Genomic DNA, 22,817 nt, shown 5'->3' with positions numbered 1-22,817 from the left:
AGATACATGAGTGATACACAAGCTATTATCAATCCTTGTTTACGCTGTGGTGCGTGTTGTGCTTCCTTTCGAGTGTCATTTTATTGGCGTGAAACCAGTGAAGGTAGCACAGACGGTGTCCCTGTAGAGCTGACAGACGTGGTCAATCATACGTATAGTTGTATGAAGAGCCATCCTGATAATCGTTTACGTTGTATTGCGTTAGAGGGTGAAGTTGGACAAACGGTGTCCTGTCGAATTTATCAACAGCGTTCATCGACGTGTCGTGACTTTAATTTTTTAGATGAGCAAGGACAGATAGATATACGCTGTAATCAAGCGCGACAAAAACACGGTTTGCCACCGTTGACATTGGTGGCATTAGGCTTAGAACCAATAATGACTGCCTGAGTAAAAGTGAAACATGTCTCGTTATCGTCCACCGTCTCTGCCCAAAAGTCCATTAATTACCCCCGAAGGTTTTCACACACTGCAAACCGAACTGGATTATTTATGGCGAGTTAAACGGCCCGAAGTCACCCGTGCAGTGAGTGAAGCAGCGGCACAAGGCGACCGCTCCGAAAATGCAGAATATATCTATGGCAAAAAATTACTGCGTGAAATTGACCGACGTGTACGTTTTCTAGAAAAACGATTACCCGAATTGCGAGTTGTCGAACAAAAACCGAGTAATCAACAGCAAGTCTATTTTGGCGCGTGGGTTGAACTCGAAAATCTTGAAACCGATGAGATGTTGCAACTTCGTATTGTCGGTTGTGATGAAATTGACCCTAAACAACATTGGATTAGTATTGAGTCGCCAATGGCTAAGGCTTTGCTGAAAAAAGGCCTAGATGAGGAAGTACGTGTGGAACGTCCGATGGGAGTTGCAAACTTTTTGATAGTCTCTATTCGTTATTGAGGGCTGGCTACAACCTAAGTCTGATGAGAAATGCGCTTTGTTGGCGCATTTTTTGTTTATTTTTGCCGCATAAAAATATTTTTTGCCCTATTTTATGGCATTGAATTGCGTTATTGTCCGACTTGTAAAGTTGGTTCGATTATTGCAGAGAGCATAGCGCACTAAATTAGGACAGAGACATTGCTAAAAAGAAGCTCAAGCCTGTCCTAACCGTAGTCAACATCCGTTCCTCAAATTAACGCCAATGCGAGACCGTGTACCGTGGACTGCCTCATAATGATGCCGACGAGTAGGGCAAGACGGGCATGTTAAATCGGATACAGCTTGTTTAATTTGCTGGAAAAATGATGTCATCTTTAGCCACCCAATCAGGAATTGATGTGTCGTGTTAACGCCATCCTCAGACTTTTTTAAGCGTCTATTAGACCACTTAAATACCGCTGTTTTATTAATTGATGAACAGCTAAAAGTGAGCTATCTCAATCCGTCGGCCGAAATGTTGCTTGCGGTCAGTCGTCAACGAGCAGTGGGGTATCCTTTAGAAAATATTTTTATCGATTATTTTGGCGATGATGCCATGAAAAAAATGGCATATACCCTCAAAACGGCACACCCGTTTACCAAGCGGGAAGCTCACATGCGTGTGGGAACGACGGAGGTTGTAGTTGACTATACCGTTGCTGCCTTATTAACCCCGCACGAACCGCCATGCTTGTTGATTGAAATGCAACAAATTGACCGTTTATTACGTATTTCACGCGAAGAGTCCATTTTATCTAATCATCAGGTGACTAAACAATTAGTACGTGGTGTTGCCCATGAAATCAAAAATCCGTTAGGTGGCATACGTGGTGCCGCACAATTACTCGGACGTGCGTTGCCCGATAATCATCTCAGCGAATATACGCAAATTATTATTGAAGAAGCAGACCGTTTGCGCAATTTGGCTGACCGTATGTTAGGCCCACGTAAATTACCTGATTTACAGCCTGTGAATATTCACGAGTGTTTGGAGCGAGTACGTTCTTTAATTTTGGTTGAAGCAGAAGGCGAAGTGACGATTGTGAGGGATTATGATTTATCTTTACCTGAGCTAACAGCAGACCCTGACCAACTGATTCAGGCCTTACTCAATATTACAGGTAATGCACTACAAGCCTTAAGAGAAAATCCTAAACAAATTCGTCCTCCGACCATTACGTTAAGAACGCGGGCGCAACGCCAATTTACCATTGGTGCGGTGCGGCATCGTTTGGTAGTGAGAATAGACATCGTTGATAACGGGCCGGGTATTCCTGCGAATTTAGTCGATACCATTTTTTATCCGATGGTCACAGGCCGTGCCAGTGGTTCTGGCTTAGGATTATCTATCGCACAAGACATTATACATTTATATCATGGACTTATTGAATGTGACTCACGGGTAGGACAAACCATTTTTAGTATATTTTTGCCTTTGGAGAATGGCCATGACAACAGCCGATAAAGTATGGATTGTAGACGATGATCGCTCTATTCGTTGGGTATTAGAAAAAGCCTTAATGCAAGAAGGCTTAGATGCGACAGCATTTGAGGATGCGCAATCCTTACTTGCTAAACTACAAAAAGATAAACCCCATGCCATTATTACCGATATTCGTATGCCTGGTATTGATGGTTTAACCTTATTAGCTAAAATTCGTATGGAACATCCAGATGTGCCCGTTATTGTCATGACTGCACATTCAGACTTAGATTCAGCCGTGTCTTCCTATCAAGGCGGGGCATTTGAATATTTACCTAAACCTTTTGATGTGGATGAAGCGATTAGCCTTGCTAAACGGGCTATTGCTCACCATCACGAACAGCATCAAACCAGTACGCCTTTATTATCGGCGACCAAAGGTGTGGATATTATTGGCGAATCGCCAGCTATGCAGGAAGTATTTAGAGCCATTGGTAGACTATCCCACTCACATATTACGGTATTAATTAATGGGGAGTCGGGTACAGGTAAAGAGTTGGTCGCGCATGCCTTACATCGTCACTCCCCACGTACGAGTCGACCGTTTATTGCCTTAAATATGGCCGCTATTCCTAAAGACTTGATGGAGTCCGAATTATTTGGCCATGAAAAAGGGGCATTTACGGGCGCAACACAATTACGTCAAGGGCGTTTTGAGCAAGCAAATCATGGCTCTTTGTTCTTGGATGAAATTGGTGACATGCCATTAGACACACAAACCCGTTTATTACGCGTATTGGCTGACGGTGAGTTTTATCGAGTCGGTGGGCATATTCCCGTTAAAGTCGATGTTCGTATTATTGCTGCGACACATCAAAACTTAGAGCGTTTAGTGGCAGAGGGTAAATTTAGGGAAGATTTGTACCATCGTTTGAATGTGATTCGGATTCATATTCCACGTTTGCGTGACCGTCGTGAAGACGTGCCCATGTTAGCGCAGCATTTTTTAGCCAGAGCCGCCAAAGAGCTGAATGTTGAGCCTAAAGTATTACGTCTAGAAACCTCCACCTTTTTGCAACAATTACCGTGGCCTGGTAATGTGCGCCAGCTCGAAAATACCTGTCGCTGGTTAACCGTGATGGCTTCAGGCCGTGAGATTTTACCCTCTGATTTACCGCCCGAATTACAGCAAGTGAGTAGCCACGAAATTGTGCGTTCGGTACAAACATGGGAGCAAGGACTTGCAGAATGGGCACGTAAAGAATTAGCGAATGGCAGCAAACTCTTATTAGAACAAGCCTTACCCAACTTTGAACGGGTGATGATTACCGCTGCCTTAAATCATACAGGTGGTCGCCGCCGTGATGCGGCTGAGGTGTTGGGTTGGGGACGTAATACCTTAACTCGTAAAATCAAAGAGTTAAAAATGGAAGTAGCAGGGGATGAGGAAGAAGATTAAACCAAGCGGCTAAATACTAAATCGTATTGGCGTCTCATCGTTTGAGAGCAGGGGGGGGCAGGTTTTAACGCGGCCTGATGCCCCTTTTTCTGTTATCACCTCAACCTTTTTATCTCATTCAAAAGCATCATCATCCTAATATGGTCTATGTATGTTGTCAGAAAATTAGACAGCCTCGCTGAAAGGCGGTAACAATACGATGGATGACAAAGGAAACAAGGGGGCATGGCTAAAATCTAGTGGTAAATTAGCGATATGTTTTGCTTCTTGTGTAGACAAACCCAACATTAACAAGGCTTGTTCAGCGACATTTTCAATGACTTCTGCCTGTACTTGTCCTAAAAATAAATCCAATAATACGGCCATGACGCCGCCTGCAATCATCGAAGAAATAACGGCTTCTTGATTGACCTTAAAACGTCCCTGACTAATGCCTAATTGCATATCGTTATGAAAACCTTGTCGGGTTTGATAAACGTAGCGTGTCATGGGTAAACCACTTAAAAATAACATGCGACCAAACTCAGAATGTGGCTGCATCCAATATAAAGTTTGACGAATGGAGGCAGACATAATTTCCGCAGGGTCAGTTAAGCCATCCGTGATTTTAGTCATTGCTTGTAAAAAGCTATTGGTCAACATTTCAACCACAGCATCAGCCACTTCTTCACGAGTACGAAAATAGTTATAAATTGTGCCTAAAGCGACTTCGGCACGTTCAGTCAATTGTTGAATACCTAAAGCAGCAAATCCACCTTCTAATAATAATTCTTGTGCAGCAATCAGTAATTTTTCTCGCGTTCTATCACGTTTACGAATGGTCATGTTCTGCTCCGTTAGTCGGATTATGTCAATATTTAGTAAATTATAATTGAAATATTTTCATAAATGAAATACTTTCACTATTATAAGATTTCTTTGTGGAGTGTCAGCCATGTCTTTGTCTATTGTACGTTTTGTTGTCGGCCAACAAGCCCCTCAATGGGGATTGGTCGATAACGGTTTTATTTATCCCTTATCCTTAGCTTGTAGCACTACTAAAGCCTTATTAGCTTATAGTCATCAACAAATCGCTGAATCAGCAAGCAGTGATACGCTAGATTTTAATGCAGTGAGCTTATTATCGCCAATTACTGAAGATGGCAAAGTGTTATGTCAAGGGGCGAATTATCGCCAACACATGATAGATTCGGGCATGGACCCTGATGCTAAACGTTTTAATATGTTTTTTACCAAATCATCTGCCGCGATTCATCATCCTGTAGGACAGATTATTCGACCAGCACATGTTAAATTATTAGATTATGAAATTGAGCTGTGTTTAGTCTTGGCTAAAGATACCCACAGTACCATTAACGTCAATCGCCAAAATTTGTCGGAGTATATTGCAGGCATTTGTATTGGTAACGATATTTCGGCACGAGATATTCAAATTCCACAAATGCAGTTTCATAAAGGTAAAAGTTATCGTACTTTTTGTCCACTAGGGCCAATTTTATGTTTATTAACGCCTGATGAAATGAGCTATTTAGATAACTTAAATTTGCAACTGACGGTTAATGGTCAAGTGCGTCAGTCAGACTCCACAAAAAACTTAGTCTTTAAACCGATTGAAACGCTCAATGAATTTTCAGAAATTGCTAATTTTAGTGCAGGCGATGTGATTATGACTGGCACACCGTCAGGCTGTGCTTTAGGTTTACCGTCACCCGCTTTAGTAAGAGCAACCGCTTTATTACCCGATAATTTACGTTTTGATTTATTTAATAAAGCCCAAGCACGTCGCCCACAATACTTAAAACACGGTGATATTGTCGAATGTAAAATTAGCAGTGCCGATGGCAAGATTGATTTAGGCGTACAACGCCATCAGATTGTTTATGCTTGATTTTTAGTTTATCCCTCTCCTCAAAGGGGCGAGGGATTAATCACAAAAGTTATTCTTTATACTTAAAATCACAATTTTTGGCTTCTACTTGATAGGTTTTAAGGTCACGTCCTCTGGCTAAAGAATTGCTATAAGGCATTTGTTTTTGAAAAAAATTAATTAACCAAATCGGAATATGACCCTTGCCTGCTTCGGCATAACCAAAGGTGATTTCTTGGCTTTGTTGATTATCAATCGGCTTGATGACCGTCGTCACATCCCAAACAGGAATACGTACTACGTTGCTGACAGGCGGCAAATAATCAGGCACAGCTTTATAAGAGATGACTAATACAGGCTTTTTTTCGGAGTAGGGTTGTATAGACACGTTTAGCACCACATCACGGTCAGGCACGGCTAATGGGGCTTTAAAACGTAAATACATATAAAACTCGGTGTCTGATACACGTTGTAGTAAACGGCTTTCTTTGCTGTTCATAAACCATTTTCTAAAGTTATTGGCATCAAGTTGATGGCAGGCGGTGACATCAAAGGGCTGCTCGTAAAGGACTTCGGCCTTAAATGAGCGATAAGATTTGCCATCTTCCAGTTTAGAGTAACTTGTAATTCCATGACGATTATCTTTTTTGACTAATTGCCAATCTTTATCTTGTAAGGAAAGGTTGTTGTTTTCATCTTCAAGAGCAGCGTAACTATTTAAACTCATCAGGGTGGTAAGCAAGAGAGGGAGGGGTGTTTTTAACATCATTGATTACTCCTCACATGGTACGACTAACAATAAGGGGGGTGTGTATTTTCTTTTTAAGATTATAATTGAAATTATTTCATTTTTGATATATTTTCATAAAATAATCGCCGTCATCCGATAAGCGGTGATAAAAAAGAGGACAACAAGATGGATGGTTTGCATTACACCGCTTTTAGCGAAGCTGAGCGTTTAGCTCTGGGTTCACATTGGATAAATACCTATGCCAAATGGCACTGGCTGATAGAGCCTATGTTTTGGGGGCATGAGCATGTGAGTAAAGATAAGCCTGCGTTGTGGGTTGGTAATCATTCGATGATGGCTTTTGCTGATGCGTCTTTAATGCTCAGAGAGTTATATCAACAACATGGTATTGTCATGAGGGCATTGGCACAGCACACACATTTTAAAATTCCGATTTGGAAACAAGCCTTAACTAACAATGGTGCCGTTGATGGTACACGTGAAAATTGTCAAGCGATGATGGCCGCCAATGAACATATTTTGGTGTATCCCGGCGGTGGTGGGGAGGTGATGAAACGGAAGGGGGAACAACATCAATTACGCTGGAAAAAACGTACAGGCTTTGCACGGATGGCCATTGAAAATAATTATCCCATTCAACCCTTTGCTGCTGTGGGTGCAGATGATTGTTGGGATATTTTATATGACAATAATGAACTTAAAGAAACTTTATTAGGGCGGTTATTGACCGATTATCTAGGTGTTAAAGGTGAAGAGTTGCCACCGTTAATCAAAGGTATAGGCCCAACGTTATTGCCTAAGCCACAACGTATGTATTTTCGTTTTTTTCCTTTAGTGTATCCGCAAGCATTTCAACATTTACCGATTGACGAAGGCGCATTAGCCTTGCGTAATCATGTTGAACATATTGTCCAAGAGGGGATTAATGAGTTATTGGCGTATCGTCAAACCGACCCTTATCAATCATTGTCGGCACGATTAAGGCGAAAAATACGTGATTAAGCCAAGTCTATTTTTCGACTTGTATCTTAACTCATGTAATAAATTGATTTTATTGGCCTTGGGTGTCACAAATACGGAGGCAAAACGTATTGCCAATCTGCCAATGCCATTGCTTGAGCGCGTGCATCATTAACCATTTGTCGATAAATTGAAAAATTTTCAAAAAAATAGTTGAAATACCTTCAAAAATGAAATAATTTCACATAAATTGTTTCGTGCTTTTGGAGAATCATTATGTCAACGTTAGAACAACAAAAATTAGCGCAAATTTGTCATGTCCCTCATTGTGCGGAGCAGCCATTAATTAAGGTAACTGGTTTGGCTGCTATTCGTTTAGCGCGTCCAGATTTACATCAAGCGGTGAATTTCTTTTTAGATTTTGGTTTAGTATGTATTCATAACGATGGCAATTTAGCCTTGTTGCGTGGTACAGCGGATAAAACGGCATCAGTGATTATTGAACGTGGTGCAGCACGTTATTTAGGGTTATGCCTTGTTGCAGAAAAATATGAAGATTTAGCAACGTTATCTGCTAAGCATCAAGTTTCAATTGTTGATAACCATCCTTTGCGTGGTGGCCAATCAGTGACGTTAAAAGACCCTGATAATTTAATGGTTGAGGTGATTTATGGCGCAACAACCTTAGCGCCATTAATGAGTAGTGAACCTGTTGATATTAATCGTCCTGAACATATTACCCGTATCAATCGTACAGTACGTCTAGATTACGATCATCCACCGCGCATCTATCGTTTAGGCCATAGCGTGATGGGCGTGACTAATTTTGCTAAATCATTGACATGGTATCAACAAAACTTTGGTTTTATTGTCTCTGATTTTCAGATGATGGCCGATGACCCTGTGCCTGTGGTGGCATTCTTACGTTGTGATCGTGGTGAAACCCCAACAGATCATCATACCATTGCCATGGGATCGGCCGTAGAAATTGGTCATTTACATACCGCGTTTGAGTTAGCCGATATGGATGCAGTGGTGGCTGCTAATGTAATTTTGCATAAACGTCAACATCATCATACATGGGGCATTGGCCGACATATTTTAGGCAGTCAAATTTTTGATTATTGGCGCGACCAGTATGGCGATATGTTTGAACATTATGCCGATGGTGACTTATTTGATGCCTCTGTAGCAACGGGTTATCACTTATTTGATGGCGAAGCTTTACACCAGTGGGGGCCAGCAGTGACCGCTGATATGGCAGGCAAAATCCCATCTTTACACTTAGTGCAAACTGTTATTTCTCGTTTACGTGATACACAACATGATGATTTAAGCCTAAAACGCTTAATTAGCCTGATTCGTGCCGCAGGTTAAGGAGATGAATATGAAAAAAATATCTTCTTTACCAACGGTTGTTGAGATTGCCATTGTCGGCTTTGGCCCAGCAGGGGCAGCACTTGCCAATTTATTGGGTGCTTATGGGGTTAATACCTTAGTGATTGATAAAGCGGATGATATTTTACCCATGCCGCGTGCCATTGCCTTAGATAATGAAGCCTTGCGCATTTTGCAAATGGTGGGTTTAAAAGAAAATGCCTTTAAAAAAATTGCTATTCCACAAGTTCGCCTTAATTCGCCTTATGCTGGGGAGTTTGGTCGGGTCAATACCACAGGCAGTATTGATGGTCATCCTAAATTAGTCACTTTCTATCAGCCTGACATGGAAGCAGCCTTACGTCAAAACCTTAAACAGTATCCACATGTAAAAACGCTGACAGGCGTAGAAATGCAGGATTTTGTTGATGATGGTCAACAAGTTCATCTGCAATTAACCCAAAAAGATGGTACAGCACAGCAAGTCAGTTGTCGTTATTTAGTCGCTGCTGATGGCGCAAGTTCTACAATTCGCACTCGTTTAGGTATCGACTTTTTGGGTGAAACCTATCCGCAAGATTGGCTGATTGTTGATGCTCGTCAGGTGCGCCAACCGATCAATGACATTGAGTTTACTTGTGACCCAGAGCGTCCTGTGCCGCACATGACCGCACCTGATGGCCGTGAACGTTGGGAGTTTATGATGAAGCCTAACGAAACACGCGAACAGGTGTTACAATCCGAATTTATTCGCCAATTATTAAAACCGTGGGCGAATCCTGACGATTTACAAATAGAACGCACGGCGGTTTATCGTTTTCATGCCCGTGTCGCACAGCAATTTAGCAAGGGTAATGTGTTTTTAGTTGGAGATGCCGCCCATATTACTCCGCCATTTGTTGGGCAAGGTTTGTGTGCAGGTTTAAGAGATGTAGCTAATCTAGGCTGGAAACTGGCGTGGGTAGTTCAAGGCAAAGCGAATCGACATATTTTAGCCAGTTATGACCAAGAACGTCGTCCTCATGCCAAGTCGATGATTGATTTAGCGCGAGCTATGGGCTTGTTAATCAAACCTGTTAATCCGCTTGCAGGGATGGTATCAGCCAATGCCGTCAAAAACTTACGCCGTTTATCACCAATACGCAGTTTGATAGATGATTTAAAAATTAAACCACGTAATCGTTTTGGCAACGGCTTATTTATCAAAAATGATAAAGAGGGGCGTTTAGAGCGAGGTAATCATCTTGCCCAAGCTTGGTTGCGAGAAGATCAAGGTCAAGGGGCATGGAGTGATGATGTGTTAGGTAACAAGTTTAACTTGGTTGGTTTTGGCGTAGATCCACGTTCTTATCTATCACCTACCCAACAACATGCATGGCTCGATGCAGGTGGAAAATTTGTGCAAATCAATCCACGTGGTCGTTGTGCTTTAGACACTGAAAGTTGGGAAGATTTAACAGGCGAGTTATTACCAAAACATGCGCCTGTCGGTTGGGTGGCTGTGCTTAGACCTGACCACATTATTATGCACGATGCGCCTGCATGCCAAAGTGAGCAGTTAGTCAAGCAAAGTTTAGCGTTATTGGCTTAAGAGAACATGACTTAGGCATTTCACTGAAATTAGCGCGTTTTTTACCTCCATCAGTCCCTAATGCTGGTCAGTTAAGCATTTTTTGTTGGTTTCGACTCACTTCGGCTGCGCTCAGTGACCACTGCTCAACCAACGAAAAATGTACCCTGAGCGAAGTCGAAGGGTTATTTTTAAGGGGCAATTTTCTCTTAACTGACTGGCATTACCCTCAGTCCCCCCTTGTTAAGGGGGGATGCCGAAGGCATGGGGGGGAAATGTGAGCAAAAAAGCGATAACCGCGTAAGTCTTAAATAAGAGGAGAATAATCATGAGTGTCCGTCAATTAGCAGATATTAAAGCCTTAGAATCCGTGCCATTAGCCAACCACAATTTACCAACCAACACTTATGTAGCCTTAGAAAAAAGTGCTAAACAATGGCCAGATGCCCCAGCCTTAACTTTCTTTTTAGATGCCAATAAATTTCAAAAAAAACAAACATGGACTTATAGCCAGTTATTTGCTGATATAACTCGTGCTGCAAATGCTTTTTATCAATTAGGGGTAAGCAAAGACGATGTGATTGCCTTTGTGTTGCCGAATTTACCCGAAACCCATTTTACTATTTGGGGCGGTGAAGCGACGGGTATTGTCATGGCGATTAACCCTTTATTGGAAGGTGGGCAAATTGCCGAATTAATCCGTAGTGCGCGTGCCACAGTATTAGTGACCTTAGCACCCACACCCAATGTCGATTTATGGCCAAAGTTACGCGCTCATTTACAAGACATGCCAGATATTCGTACCGTGGTTTGGGTCAATATGGCACCCTATGTTGGTATTAAAGCGCCGATTTTGCATTATTTAGCTATGCACGAGCAGCATAGCATTCGTAATTTGCAGATTGTGAATTTGCGAAGCTTAATGAAAAAACAGCCTGCTACACATTTGCTCAGTGGACGAGTGATTCAATCCCAAGAGCCGTCTTCCTATTTTTGTACAGGTGGCACAACGGGTTTACCCAAAATTGCCGTCAGAAATCATGGCAACGAAGTCTTTGACGCATGGGCCATTACCCATTTGATGAATAAACCCGAACAGCAGCAAGCTAAAAATGTGTTTTGTGGTTTGCCATTGTTTCATGTCAATGGTCAATTAGTCACAGGTTTAATGACGTGGTTACGTGGTGACCATGTGATTTTAGGCACACCCCAAGGGTATCGAGGGGTTAATGTGGTAAAGCATTTTTGGCAAATTGTGGAACATTATCAAATTAATTTATTTTCGGGTGTGCCAACGTTGTATGCAGGCTTAATGCAACAAGATGCCAACCCCTACAATATTTCATCTTTAGAATATGCCATCTGTGGTGCTGCACCGATGCCCGTTGAGCTTTTTAGAAATTTTGAGCAAAAAACAGGGGTAAGAATTTTAGAAGGCTATGGCTTAACCGAAGGCACTTGTGTGTCCTCAATTAATCCGCCTGATGGCGAGTCCCGTATTGGCTCAATTGGTTTACGTTTACCGTGGCAAGCGATGAAAGCGATTATCTTAGATGAGCAAGGACAATATCAGCGTGATGCTCAAATAGATGAAGTAGGTGTGATTGTCATTAGTGGGCCTAATGTTTTTTCAGGTTACTTAAACCCTATTCATAATAAAGGTTTATGGATAGCCATAGACGGTCAGCAATGGTTAAACACAGGCGATTTAGGTCGACAAGATAAAGATGGCTACTTTTGGTTAACAGGTCGAAAAAAAGAATTAATTATTCGTGGTGGGCATAATATTGACCCTAAATCCATTGAAGAGCCACTACACCAACATCCTGCCGTAGCAATGGCAGCAGCAGTGGGAATGCCTGATGCCTATGCTGGCGAATTGCCTGTTGCTTATGTGGAATTAAAACCAAATAGCCAAAGCTCAGAAAAAGAGTTATTAGCATTTTTGGCAGAGCATATTCAAGAACGTGCGGCACAACCTAAATATATTCGCTTAATTGATAAAATGCCTGTTACCGCAGTGGGTAAGATTTTTAAGCCAAGTTTACAAATGCTTGAAATAGAAAGGGTGATTTTACAAGAATGTGAATCTTTAAATATCCAGTTAGAGTCATTAGCAGTGGTGCAAGATAACAAACGCGGTTTAGTTGCCAAACTCAGTTATCAAGGAAATACTGACATATTAAAAGCTAAACTAGCTCAATATACCTTTACCGTAGAGTGGCTGTGACGGCCAAATTTCAATTCTGGATATTTCTGTTTTAGACAGAGCGGAGTCGTTGGTTTAATGCGCTTTGACTCCACTCAGCACACTTAATAATAATACAGCCAACTAGCGCCAATACTGTGCCATGATTGTGTATCTTGTTGTTGATATTCAGCTTGCAAGCGTAAGGCACTATCACGCGTGAATTGCCATTGGTAGCCGAATAATTCGCTGTGTTGCCATGCATCCTCGTGGCTAATAAACAGGGTTTGGTGGCTAAGTAACCACTGACCCAACGTTTGAGATTGCCAACGACAACCCAGCTTTACACCTGCTCCCACACGCCAGCCAATATCTAGGGCATTGCCTATTTGCAGTTGCGCTTGTGTCAGGCTAAAGCATAAAGTCTGTTCGCCATAATGCTGGCTGATACCTGCGCCACCACGCACAAAACCTACGCTGTGCTGTTCTTGTTCGCTAAAAACACCTGCATCCAATGCCGCTTGTTCTAATCCTAAAGCGACATTCCATGAAATTGGGCGAATAAAAGGGTTACGACTTGCCAAAGAGTCAATATTGAGAAGAGTGGCATTCAGAAGTTTAGCTTCTTGTTGTTGATGATTATAACCGAGTCGAATACGTAAAAAGTCAATCGCAGCACCGCGACGATAACCTTCGTCATTATCGAGTAAATCTTGATAGGCAGGTCGCCATTCAAGTACGCTGAGGTTTTGTTGTTGATGTGCTTGCCATCCGACACTGACCCGTGCAGTTGCATGCCCTTGGGCGGGGTCTACCGCAGGTTGTGGTGGCGTATGGCGTTGGTCGGGGATAGTTAATTGACTACGTTTGACTAATAATTGGCGTAGTTTGCTGGGCGCTGTGTGTTGTTCTGTCTCATGCGCTAAGTATTGATAATATAAATAATCATAAGCCATTTCATAGGCTTGAGCTTGCTCACTCAGCGTTAAGCCATCTAAAGAAGTATCAACTTGTGTGACTAATAATTTCGCTTTTTGATTCACGGCATGGCTATTTTTTTGCGCATGAAAGGCTAAACTTGTGCCACTGGCAGGTCGATAAACTAATTTTCGGAGAATATTTTTTTCGAGTAGCACGCGCCGTAAGGTATCGGTAGGAATGGCATAAACAGGAAAGTCTTTGCGTAAATACGTATTGGGACGTGCGGCCTCAATTAAGGCCAATAATTGGTAAGAACAATTAGAAGACAAAAAATAATACGGAAAATTAATCTGTTTAATTTCCCATAAATGATAGAGTGCTTGTTTGACCTCGCTGGGGCTTAAATTTAATTGATATTCCCATAAGTCTCGATTTTCAAAATCATTGTATTCTTTCACTTTTTCGTAATAGGGCAAAATAGAAAAAGCCCCACCATAGCCGCCAGTCAAGCCTTTATAGGCAAACTCTAAACCATTTGAGGTATTCGTTTGCGCGGCATAGTTAATGGCATAAGCGAGTAAGCGTGTTTCTTCGGTTTGTTCGGCGGTATCCATTCTCAGCAAGGTATGACCAAACATGGAGGAGGGATTGTTGGTAAAGTCAGCCGCAAATACCAGTGTCGCTTGGTGAGCATTAATGCCCGACACCCAATTATCTAAGGCAGGACAAGCTTGTGTGGCAATCTCTGCTGCTGGAATAGCTAATTGTTGTGTTAGCCATGCCACCCGTGCAGGAAATAAACAACGAACACCTTGGTCTGGTGCGGCGGGTTGACTTAATGCGTTTAAGGTGGCTTCTAATTCTGCCTTTGGATTTAACTGACCGTCAGGACTGACAAAAAATTTAGTGTCACTCACCATACTTTGCCATTGTTGGTCTGCTCTTTGCTCATAACGTAATAAGATACGCCAATAACCATGTTCGCTTAATTGTTGTGTATTGGCGGGTTGTTGCCACGTATGTAACGCATCGGCATAAAGGGGACTGGCACAGCAAAGCGCCGTTAATAGGCTATAGAGTTTCATTAGTTGGACGAAGTCAGATTTTTAGTTTTTAGGATATAAAATAGCAAAAACCCCTCAAATGAGCTAATGCTGGTCAGTTAAGAAAAATTGGCACTTAAAAACTGCCCTTCGACTACGCTCAGGGCGCATTTTTGCGTTGACTGAGCGGAGTCGAAGTCAGCAAAAATGGCTTAACTGACTGGCATTACTCAAATGAGGGGGGTTGCTTAAAAAATGGCTTAACCTGCGTAAGCGGCTAACTGCTTATCGGCAGCCATAACTTTTTGTAAAGCAGCTAACACATCACCTGCGGTTTTGTTTTCGGGAGCAAAGATTTTACCAAAGTGAGTTTGTGTCGCTTTGAAAAAGGTTGCCTTGTCTTCTGTCTTGATGTTCATTAAGTTTGCTAAGACATCAAGCGTTTCACCTTGACCGACAGACATATCACGCGCCAAACGGTCTGAATTAGTGCCCATAAACATACTTAAACGTGCACGCGACGTAATAACGCCATTGGCTTGACAGCCTAAGGTGCCAGAGGTAATACCAAAGGTTTGATTACCAGATGTCCCGTTTGTCGTTGCAGCTAAAATTTTAGGAGCTAAACCCGATTGGCCTGCCCAGACCATTGTCCCTAAACCGCAACCGACATCTTGGTCAGCCATAGCGACGGAGGAGCTTGCTAATAAAGCGATAGCGAGTAGTTTTTTCATGTTGTTATCCTTAATCCAATATTATTGAGGAGGTTAAACGGCACTGTAAGCGGCTAATTTACTGTCTTTAGCCATCACTTGTTGTAAAGCGGCCAGTACATCGCCTGCTGTTTTATGACTATCAGCAAAAATCACACTAAAATTAGCCTGCGCTGTGTGAAAAAAGTGTGCTTTATCTTGTTCTTTCACGCCCATTAAATCGGCTAATACATTTAAGGATTCACCTTGCCCGACAGACATATCGCGTGCCAAACGGTCAGCATTAGTACCCATAAACATGCTTAAACGTGCACGCGACGTAATAACGCCATCTGTTTTACAGCCTAATGTGCCAGAGGTGATACCAAAGGTTTGGTTCCAATATGTTCCATTGGTAGTGGCGGCCAATACTTTAGGCACCACACCCGATTTGCCTTCAAATAAAATTGTGCCTAAGCCACAACCGACATCATCGTCTGCCATAGCAACAGAGGAACTGGCTAAAAGTGCGATAGCAAGTAGTTTTTTCATTGTTTTTTCCTGTTGTGTCGTGAGAAAAGTCTTCCAGTACTTGAGATTAACGTATTGTTTGCACCACGCCAAGCATCAAAAAGTCTTTTCTTGCTGTTTTATTGCCCAAATAATATGCTCTTGCACCATTTCGGTGACCATCGGTTGCTTTTGTTGCAAGGCCTCTATAATGGTTTTTGACGGCGGCGCATTGCCTAAACCAATCGCAATATTACGCATAAATGCCTGATAACCAATACGACGGAGGGGCGAACCTTCTGTGCGCTGTAAAAATTCTGCTTCTGTCCATGACCATAACGTTAATAAAGAGACGCGGTCAAGTTGATGGCGAACCTGAAAATCGACTTCTTGGCTAAGATTGGCATAACGATTCCAAGGGCAGATAAGTTGACAGTCGTCACAACCAAAAACCCGATTACCAATTAAGGAACGTAAATGTTCAGGAATGACGCCCGTATATTCTATCGTCAGGTAAGCAATGCACAAACGGGCGTCTAATTGGTACGGTGCGACAATCGCTTGCGTGGGGCAAATATCTAAACAAGCCGAACACGAGCCACAGTGTGCAGAGCTAGGTTGGTCGATAATTAGCGGTAAATTGGTAAATAACTCTCCTAAAAAGAAAAACGAGCCAGCCTGCCGATTAATAAGCATCGTATTTTTACCAATCCAACCGAGTCCAGCTTGCTCGGCAATCGCGCGCTCAAGCACAGGCGCGGAGTCCACAAAAGCGCGGTATTCTAAGTCTTGAATATGCGTTTCAATACGTTCAGCGAGCTTTTGTAAACGTTTGCGTAAGACTTTATGGTAATCACGACCCAATGCATAACGGGCAATAACCCCTTGTTGTGGATGTGAGCTAATGGTACGTGGTGCGGGTTTATCGACTAAATAGTCCATACGGACACTGATAATACGTTGCGTATAAGGTTCTAATAAGTCAGGTTGCCAACGTTTTGCCCCGTGGCTGGCCATATAGTCAAGGTCAGCATGATAGCCTTTGGCCAACCAATTTTGTAAATGTTGGCCATGTTGGCCTAAGTCAACGCCACTGATACCCACTTGCTGAAAGCCCAATTCGTGTCCCCAGCGTTTAATTTCTTGCGTGAGGCTTTGCATATCGTGAAGCAGGGGAATTTTTTGCATAATCATTGGTATAAGCTATGAATAGTTGCCTATTATAGCGTACTAGGTACTGTAAAAAATGTGTCCTTGATTAAAGCAAAGGAAGATAACGATACCATGTCAACGAGTCATCTTTTAGAACAACAGCTATTCACGAGTCAGCAAATTAGAGACACCGAACAGCGAGCTTTTGCCGATGGCTTGTTTAGCGAAGCGTTAATGCAGCAAGCAGGGCACGCTGTATTTCAGACCCTAACAAGGCGCTTCCCACAGGCGAAACGACTGATTATTTGTTGTGGTGCAGGTAACAATGGCGGAGACGGTTATGTGCTTGCCTATTTAGCGCAGCAAGCAGGCTATCAAGTGAGCGTCATTTATACTAGCCCACCTAAAACGCATGATGCTCAAACCATGTTAGGTAGGGCACAAGCCTGTGGTGTCAAAATCGAGGGTTGGCAACAACAAGCGCTCTGCGCAGATGTGATAGTAGATGCGCTATTAGGCATTGGCTTGAATGCTCCTGTGCAAGGACAACTGGCGGACTTGATAACCGCAATCAATAACAGTGCCTGTCCTGTCGTTGCAGTTGATGTGCCATCAGGTATTAATGCGGATACAGGGCAGGTGATGGGGCATGCTGTACGAGCACACATCACCGTGTGTTTTATTGGTCATAAAATAGGCTTATGGACAGGTCAAGCCTGTGACTATGTAGGGCACATCCATTTACAGAGTTTAAATATGCCAGCGTCATACTATCCCTCAGTCGCTATTAAAAAATTGACTGACACGCAGTTGTGTTTCCCTAAACGTGCCAAAGACAGTCACAAAGGGGATTTTGGTCATGTCTTAGTGATTGGTGGCGGTGAAGGTATGGGCGGCGCGGTGATGATGACCGCAGAAGCCTGTTTACGTGTAGGGGCAGGTCGAGTCACTGTGGCAACGCATCCTGAACATGTGATGCCTTTGTTAGCTCGTTGTCCTGAGTTAATGGTACGTGGTGTACAACAGCCAAAAGACTTACTACCTTTACTTACGCAGGTTACTGTGATTGTCATAGGGATGGGCTTAGGGCGTAATGCGTGGGGACAAGCCTTATGGCAAGCCGTTCAGGATTGTCCGCAGCCTTTAGTCGTTGATGCAGATGCCCTGTATTTTTTAGCACAACAACCTAAAACCAAAACCAATTGGGTACTGACACCCCATGCCGCTGAGGCAGGACGTTTATTAGCAAAGCCCTATCAACAGATTGATAATGACCGATTAAACAGTCTTCAAGCATTAATGACGCAATATCAGGGCATTGTCTTACTCAAGGGATGTGGTAGTTTAATTGGTCATCAACAAACAATTCAATTATGTCCTTATGGAAATGCGGGTATGGCTACTGCGGGTATGGGCGATACCTTAGCAGGCATCATGGCAGGGCTTATTAGTCAATTTGGTTTTAACTTAGACATCGTGGCTAAGGCTGTTTTGCTGCATGCTTTAGCAGGTGATGAGGCCGCTAAAGAAGGAGAACGTGGTGTAATAGCCACAGATTTATTCAAACATCTACGCTCTTTATTAAATAGAGCCTAAGTGTTACAACAAACGATAGCATAATATTCATTAAAAACCCGTGTTCGCCAACAATAACAATGTCAGGAGCGCAGCATGAAAGAAACCATTTTTATGATACATGGTATGTGGGGTAGTGCATGGTATTGGCAAAATTATCAACGCTATTTAGAAGCTAAAGGCTATCATTGTATCGCCACAACCCTGCGTTATCACGATGTAGACCCTACGCAAGCCCCTCATCCCGAATTAGGCAGTTTGAGCCTAGACGATTATCTCAACGATTTAGAACAAGAGATTTTGGCCTTGGGTGTAAAACCCATTATTATGGGACATTCGATGGGCGGTTTATTGGCACAATTATTGGCGAGTCGGGGCTTAGCCAAAGCCGTTGTCTTGATTACGCCTGCTTCACCTGCGGGTATTGTGGCATTGACACCTTCAGTGATAAAGAGTTTTTGGTCAATTTTGACGACATGGCGCTTTTGGCAAAAACCGATGCGCTTGAGTTTTGATGAAGCGGTTTACGCGATGTTGCATTTATTACCTGCCTCACAACAACAGCAAGTGTATGCCAACATGGTCTATGAGTCTGGCCGTGCCGCCTTTGAGATAGGCTATTGGTTATTTGATATGCAACGGGCAACACGTGTACCGACCAATAAAGTGACGTGTCCTATTTTATTGATTGCCGCCCAAGAAGACCGAATTACACCTGTTTCGGTACAACGTAAAATTGCCGATAAATATAAGGAATTAGTGACGTATCGAGAGTTCCCCAATCATGCCCACTGGATTGTGCAAGAAGAAGGATGGGAACACGTGGTGGGATATATTGAGGATTGGTTGACTAAGACCATTCAGTAAAATAAGCCACTCGTGTGTTGGTTCGCTTTATGGCAGACTAGCACCTGCGCAAATGCCAATGTAATTTGTCATATACATGTTAATGTAGTCATGTGCAAATTTGGGGAGTTGGTTGTTAAACAGCTGTTTGTGACCGACACAGGTTGGCAAATATCGTCTTACGCCATATCTCAGCTCCCTAAACGCAGGACAGCACGTTTATTGGGTCGATCACTCATAGCCGTCCACGTCCTAAATGAAAAGCCTTGTCTTTTCCTAACCACCTTTAGGATGTAAGCCGATTGCGCTTACTTTCTGAGTCTTACGTATAAACCTCAAACGGAGGATGATATGACAGTACGTCGTGTTGCTATTATTGGCGGTAACCGTATTCCTTTTGCTCGTTCTAATGGCGCTTATGTCAACGTATCAAACCAAGATATGTTAACGGCTGCCTTAAATGGTTTAGTTGAGCGTTATAATTTACAGGGTTTACGCTTAGGCGAAGTTGTAGCAGGTGCAGTATTAAAGCACAGTCGTGACTTTAACTTAACGCGCGAAGCCGTATTAAGCACTAAATTAGCACCAGAAACATCGGCTTATGACATTCAGCAAGCCTGTGGTACTGGTTTAGAAGCGGCTATTTTAGTGGCTAATAAAATTGCCTTAGGTCAGATTGAATGTGGTATTGCAGGCGGTGTCGATACTACTAGCGATGCACCGTTAGCGATTAATGATGATTTACGCAAAATCTTGTTGGAAATCAATCGTTCAAAAACCAATCAAGAGCGCCTAAAAGCGGCCTTAAAAATTCGTCCCAAACATTTAATGCCCGACCAACCCCGTAATGGCGAACCGCGTACAGGTTTGGCAATGGGTGACCACGCAGCAATTACTGCTTTAGAGTGGGGCATTACGCGTGAAGACCAAGACCAATTAGCTTACAGCAGCCACAAAAATATGGCGGCGGCTTACGAGCGTGGTTTCTTTAACGATTTAATGACACCATTCCAAGGCTTAAGCCGCGACAATAATTTGCGTAAAGATATTTCTTTAGAAAAATTAGCCAGCTTAAAAACCTGTTTTGGTAAGGGCGAGGGCGCAACCATGACTGCCGCTAACTCTACCCCATTAACAGACGGTGCTGCCGTTGTGTTATTGGCCTCTGAAGAGTGGGCAAAAGAGCGTGGTTTACCTGTATTAGCTTACTTAACCTTCTGCGAAGTCGCTGCGGTTGATTTTGTGCATAAAAAAGAAGGTTTATTAATGGCGCCTGCGTATGCTATGCCACGTATGTTAGAGCGTGCAGGCTTAAAGCTACAAGATTTTGACTTCTATGAAATCCATGAAGCCTTTGCTTCTCAAGTATTGGCGACCTTAAAAGCATGGGAAGATCCCAAGTTCTGTAAAGAGCGTTTGGGTCTGAAAAAAGCATTAGGTAGTATTGATCGTAGCAAGTTGAATATTAACGGTTCGTCTTTGGCAGCAGGTCATCCTTTTGCAGCTACAGGGGGTCGTATTGTTGCGACTTTAGCCAAAATGTTGAACGAAAAAGGCAGTGGTCGTGGTTTAATCTCGATTTGTGCCGCAGGGGGTCAAGGGGTTGTGGCAATTTTAGAAAAATAATCTTGCCTATGCTCACAAAAAAAGCCTTAAAGCATTGCTTTAAGGCTTTTTTATGTCGATTTAATCAAGCCGAGTTGCAGCATCTCAACATAAAAGTGTCTTGTTTCAGCAATCCAACCATCTTAATAATAAAAGATATCTTATTCATTAGTGGCTGCTAAAGTGAGGTGCTTATTTCAAATTGCCAAAAAGAATTATTGCCTTATTTTATATTCTTATTTGTTATAAAAAAGATTGAGTGATTCTTTACAGGTACTTAAACAAAAAGCTGTGTACTAATGCCCAAATTTGTCATTTATTGACTGAAATTGTCGTCCAAGTGCTTGCCGAAAAAGGTGCGCTCATCTATAAAAGGGTTTAATCGATAACAATAACGCAACATCATTAACACAAATGATGAATGGTGTTCCGCTTCTCATTAAGGATGAGATATGTTGCAAAAAACCTCCATGTATGCCGAGCTTATCTTATTTTGGTCAGCAGAAAACGGCATCACAAAAGCCATGCTGTATGATGATTTTGATGCGGTTGTGGCTGGTATTGCCCCCATGTCGCAATATGCCCGTAGCCATAAACGCGGTGCTTATGTGCAATTAGATGAAGCCCTCGCCATAAAAGGGGTAGCTTTATTTAATATCAGTTTTGATAAAACTGGCTATCCCGTTGATGGCTGGAATATTCCATTGAGTCATCTGGTTGAAATTGCTGCTTTAGGCCCAGATTTAGGCAAAGGCCCGATTCGTCTTGCCTGTCGCAGTCAATGTCCTGTGTCTTGGCATGCCACTAAGATGTGGGACCCTCTCATGGAAGAAGGGGATAATACCTTTATTCAAATTCAACGTTATATTCCCGATACCTGTAGTCGACTAGGGATAAAAAAATCAAAGGCTTATGCCGAAGAAGAAAAACAAAGTAGCTTTACGATTACCGAAACAGGTATTCCAATTTTGACCACAACCGCTTTAGCGGAAGGTCAATTTTTTCCAATTATGACCGACCAAACCAGTCTCTTAGAACAAAAAATACAAGACTTGAGTTTACAACTGCAAACGCTCACCACAGAGAAAAATGAAACTATCACCTTACAATCCTATGTTCATCAACAACAACTGGATATTTTACAAACACAAAACATGAAGTTGGTTGAGCAGCAAAAAGCATTAAATCAGCAATTACAAGCGCAACAAGAACGCTTAGAAGCCTTACATAATCAAATTATCAGTTTAACGGGTATTGAAGAGTCCTTACGTCAGGAACGTGATGTTAATCAGAAGCAGATTTATGAACTGCACATCGCCCTCAGTGCGGCTGGTCAAGAACAACAACATTTTGCCAGTGTCTTAGATGCCAAAGAACAAGAATATCAAGCCCGTATCAATCGCTTACAAGCAGAGCATTTATTAACTTTAGACAAACGATTAGAAGAAGAAGTCAGTCGTTATTTATTAAAAATGAAATCATTGTATGCCGAATTACATGACTATGAAGCACAAATTAAAGAGTATGAACAGCATATTGAAGCACTCGGTTTAGCGCAAGCACAGCAACAAGAAGCAGGTGCAGATAGCTTTTTACGACGTCTAGAAAGTATTGGCATGAGTTTTGTAGCATTCCATCCAGGTGTAGGCAATTTGTCTGTGCCTGTGAATGACTTGGCGGCCTATACACAAGACCCGACCGCCTATGTTGCCGAGAAATGTTTGGTCAGTGTTGGGCACTATAAAGCATGGTTAAAACATTATGAAAACCCCCGTTGTATGATGGATATAGGGGATGGTCAGTGTTGTAACTCACGCTTAATTCGTACCGACTCGCCTAGTAAATTTGTTGCAGGGCAGTCTGACCGTTGCGCCCGTCATCAACTGATGGATGCCGCCATTATGAATGTTCTCAAATTTAATTAGCCCGAGATAAACTTTTTAGTCGATGAGTCAC

Annotated in this window: 18 protein-coding genes and 1 pseudogene; 13 read left to right on the top strand and 6 right to left on the bottom strand. The window is 42.5% G+C overall.

Annotated features, from left to right (window positions below; genetic code table 11):
* Positions 1-6: 6 nt before the first annotated feature.
* The 4 genes from C8N29_RS07675 to glnG all read left to right on the top strand — a co-directional run bounded on the left by C8N29_RS07675 (position 7) and on the right by glnG (position 3,804).
* On the top strand, positions 7-390 hold the full coding sequence (locus tag C8N29_RS07675) for a YkgJ family cysteine cluster protein (RefSeq protein WP_107865478.1): 384 nt from the start codon (positions 7-9) through the stop codon (positions 388-390).
* A 13-nt stretch (positions 391-403) separates the two neighbouring features.
* Complete coding sequence (greB, locus tag C8N29_RS07670; RefSeq protein WP_107865477.1) at positions 404-901, top strand: transcription elongation factor GreB; 498 nt, start codon at positions 404-406, stop codon at positions 899-901.
* 385 nt (positions 902-1,286) lie between these two features.
* Entirely contained in the window at positions 1,287-2,387 is a 1,101-nt protein-coding gene (gene glnL, locus C8N29_RS07665) for a nitrogen regulation protein NR(II) (protein WP_107865476.1), read from the top strand.
* On the top strand, positions 2,371-3,804 hold the full coding sequence (glnG, locus tag C8N29_RS07660; protein ID WP_107865475.1) for a nitrogen regulation protein NR(I): 1,434 nt from the start codon (positions 2,371-2,373) through the stop codon (positions 3,802-3,804). Before glnL ends, glnG begins: the two co-directional genes overlap by 17 nt.
* 165 nt (positions 3,805-3,969) lie before the next feature.
* Here glnG and C8N29_RS07655 read toward each other — a convergent pair whose 3' ends face one another.
* Positions 3,970-4,629 (bottom strand): TetR/AcrR family transcriptional regulator, encoded by a 660-nt coding sequence (locus C8N29_RS07655; RefSeq protein WP_107865474.1) that lies wholly within the window; start codon positions 4,627-4,629, stop codon positions 3,970-3,972.
* Positions 4,630-4,738: 109 nt separating this feature from the next.
* On the opposite strand from C8N29_RS07655, the gene C8N29_RS07650 reads away from it, so the two are divergent.
* A complete protein-coding gene (locus C8N29_RS07650; RefSeq protein WP_107865473.1) occupies positions 4,739-5,692 on the top strand; it encodes a fumarylacetoacetate hydrolase family protein in 954 nt (317 codons plus the stop codon).
* Between the two features lie 49 nt (positions 5,693-5,741).
* On the opposite strand, the gene C8N29_RS07645 is transcribed toward C8N29_RS07650, so the two are convergent.
* A complete protein-coding gene (locus tag C8N29_RS07645) occupies positions 5,742-6,440 on the bottom strand; it encodes an SRPBCC family protein (protein WP_107865472.1) in 699 nt (232 codons plus the stop codon).
* Positions 6,441-6,587: 147 nt separating this feature from the next.
* Here C8N29_RS07645 and C8N29_RS07640 point away from each other — a divergent pair, with 147 nt between their 5' ends.
* The 4 genes from C8N29_RS07640 (at position 6,588) to C8N29_RS07625 (ending at position 12,559) form a co-directional block, all read left to right on the top strand.
* Positions 6,588-7,424, top strand: a complete 837-nt coding sequence (locus tag C8N29_RS07640) for a lysophospholipid acyltransferase family protein (protein ID WP_107865471.1) — start codon at positions 6,588-6,590, stop codon at positions 7,422-7,424.
* 234 nt (positions 7,425-7,658) lie between these two features.
* Positions 7,659-8,759, top strand: coding sequence for a VOC family protein (locus C8N29_RS07635; RefSeq protein WP_107865470.1), 1,101 nt, complete (start codon positions 7,659-7,661; stop codon positions 8,757-8,759).
* A gap of 10 nt (positions 8,760-8,769) precedes the next feature.
* Positions 8,770-10,350 carry a bifunctional 3-(3-hydroxy-phenyl)propionate/3-hydroxycinnamic acid hydroxylase gene (locus C8N29_RS07630; protein WP_204509299.1) on the top strand — a complete coding sequence of 527 codons (1,581 nt, stop codon included), beginning with the start codon at positions 8,770-8,772 and terminating at the stop codon, positions 10,348-10,350.
* A 307-nt stretch (positions 10,351-10,657) separates the two neighbouring features.
* Positions 10,658-12,559, top strand: coding sequence for an acyl-CoA synthetase (locus C8N29_RS07625; RefSeq protein ID WP_107865468.1), 1,902 nt, complete (start codon positions 10,658-10,660; stop codon positions 12,557-12,559).
* Between the two features lie 83 nt (positions 12,560-12,642).
* Here the strand turns inward: C8N29_RS07625 and C8N29_RS07620 are convergent, their stop codons facing one another.
* From C8N29_RS07620 to queG, 4 genes are all read right to left on the bottom strand, one after another.
* Complete coding sequence (locus C8N29_RS07620) at positions 12,643-14,523, bottom strand: Lnb N-terminal periplasmic domain-containing protein (protein WP_107865467.1); 1,881 nt, start codon at positions 14,521-14,523, stop codon at positions 12,643-12,645.
* Positions 14,524-14,741: 218 nt separating this feature from the next.
* Entirely contained in the window at positions 14,742-15,215 is a 474-nt protein-coding gene (locus C8N29_RS07615; protein WP_107865466.1) for a DUF3015 family protein, read from the bottom strand.
* Positions 15,216-15,248: 33 nt separating this feature from the next.
* Positions 15,249-15,725 carry a DUF3015 family protein gene (locus C8N29_RS07610; RefSeq protein ID WP_107865465.1) on the bottom strand — a complete coding sequence of 159 codons (477 nt, stop codon included), beginning with the start codon at positions 15,723-15,725 and terminating at the stop codon, positions 15,249-15,251.
* 75 nt (positions 15,726-15,800) lie between these two features.
* Positions 15,801-16,877, bottom strand: a complete 1,077-nt coding sequence (gene queG, locus C8N29_RS07605; protein WP_107865464.1) for a tRNA epoxyqueuosine(34) reductase QueG — start codon at positions 16,875-16,877, stop codon at positions 15,801-15,803.
* A gap of 90 nt (positions 16,878-16,967) precedes the next feature.
* Between queG and C8N29_RS07600 the strand changes: the two genes are divergently transcribed.
* The 4 genes and pseudogenes from C8N29_RS07600 to C8N29_RS07585 all read left to right on the top strand — a co-directional run bounded on the left by C8N29_RS07600 (position 16,968) and on the right by C8N29_RS07585 (position 22,786).
* Entirely contained in the window at positions 16,968-18,431 is a 1,464-nt protein-coding gene (locus tag C8N29_RS07600; RefSeq protein WP_107865463.1) for an NAD(P)H-hydrate dehydratase, read from the top strand.
* A 75-nt stretch (positions 18,432-18,506) separates the two neighbouring features.
* A complete protein-coding gene (locus C8N29_RS07595) occupies positions 18,507-19,277 on the top strand; it encodes an alpha/beta hydrolase (protein WP_107865462.1) in 771 nt (256 codons plus the stop codon).
* A 330-nt stretch (positions 19,278-19,607) separates the two neighbouring features.
* A pseudogene (locus tag C8N29_RS07590) lies at positions 19,608-20,882 on the top strand (acetyl-CoA C-acetyltransferase); the annotation flags it as partial.
* Positions 20,883-21,313: 431 nt separating this feature from the next.
* Positions 21,314-22,786: a hypothetical protein gene (locus tag C8N29_RS07585; RefSeq protein ID WP_107865460.1), complete on the top strand. Its 1,473-nt coding sequence runs from the start codon at positions 21,314-21,316 to the stop codon at positions 22,784-22,786.
* Positions 22,787-22,817: the final 31 nt, after the last annotated feature.

Source organism: Agitococcus lubricus (assembly GCF_003051055.1).
Lineage (GTDB): Bacteria > Pseudomonadota > Gammaproteobacteria > Pseudomonadales > Moraxellaceae > Agitococcus > Agitococcus lubricus.
The sequence above is the reverse complement of the archived record's forward strand: the minus strand, read 5'-3'. Positions and strand labels throughout refer to the sequence as shown.

Excerpts from the sequence above, each read along its gene's own strand:
- greB (WP_107865477.1), top strand. The coding sequence starts at position 404 with ATGTCTCGTTATCGTCCACCGTCTCTGCCCAAAAGTCCATTAATTACC.
- C8N29_RS07610 (WP_107865465.1), bottom strand. The coding sequence starts at position 15,725 with ATGAAAAAACTACTTGCTATCGCACTTTTAGCCAGTTCCTCTGTTGCT.
- glnG (WP_107865475.1), top strand. The coding sequence starts at position 2,371 with ATGACAACAGCCGATAAAGTATGGATTGTAGACGATGATCGCTCTATT.
- C8N29_RS07620 (WP_107865467.1), bottom strand. The coding sequence starts at position 14,523 with ATGAAACTCTATAGCCTATTAACGGCGCTTTGCTGTGCCAGTCCCCTT.
- C8N29_RS07585 (WP_107865460.1), top strand. The coding sequence starts at position 21,314 with ATGTTGCAAAAAACCTCCATGTATGCCGAGCTTATCTTATTTTGGTCA.
- C8N29_RS07630 (WP_204509299.1), top strand. The coding sequence starts at position 8,770 with ATGAAAAAAATATCTTCTTTACCAACGGTTGTTGAGATTGCCATTGTC.
- C8N29_RS07645 (WP_107865472.1), bottom strand. The coding sequence starts at position 6,440 with ATGATGTTAAAAACACCCCTCCCTCTCTTGCTTACCACCCTGATGAGT.
- C8N29_RS07675 (WP_107865478.1), top strand. The coding sequence starts at position 7 with ATGAGTGATACACAAGCTATTATCAATCCTTGTTTACGCTGTGGTGCG.
- C8N29_RS07655 (WP_107865474.1), bottom strand. The coding sequence starts at position 4,629 with ATGACCATTCGTAAACGTGATAGAACGCGAGAAAAATTACTGATTGCT.
- C8N29_RS07635 (WP_107865470.1), top strand. The coding sequence starts at position 7,659 with ATGTCAACGTTAGAACAACAAAAATTAGCGCAAATTTGTCATGTCCCT.
- C8N29_RS07650 (WP_107865473.1), top strand. The coding sequence starts at position 4,739 with ATGTCTTTGTCTATTGTACGTTTTGTTGTCGGCCAACAAGCCCCTCAA.
- queG (WP_107865464.1), bottom strand. The coding sequence starts at position 16,877 with ATGATTATGCAAAAAATTCCCCTGCTTCACGATATGCAAAGCCTCACG.
- C8N29_RS07625 (WP_107865468.1), top strand. The coding sequence starts at position 10,658 with ATGAGTGTCCGTCAATTAGCAGATATTAAAGCCTTAGAATCCGTGCCA.
- C8N29_RS07640 (WP_107865471.1), top strand. The coding sequence starts at position 6,588 with ATGGATGGTTTGCATTACACCGCTTTTAGCGAAGCTGAGCGTTTAGCT.
- C8N29_RS07615 (WP_107865466.1), bottom strand. The coding sequence starts at position 15,215 with ATGAAAAAACTACTCGCTATCGCTTTATTAGCAAGCTCCTCCGTCGCT.
- C8N29_RS07595 (WP_107865462.1), top strand. The coding sequence starts at position 18,507 with ATGAAAGAAACCATTTTTATGATACATGGTATGTGGGGTAGTGCATGG.
- C8N29_RS07600 (WP_107865463.1), top strand. The coding sequence starts at position 16,968 with ATGTCAACGAGTCATCTTTTAGAACAACAGCTATTCACGAGTCAGCAA.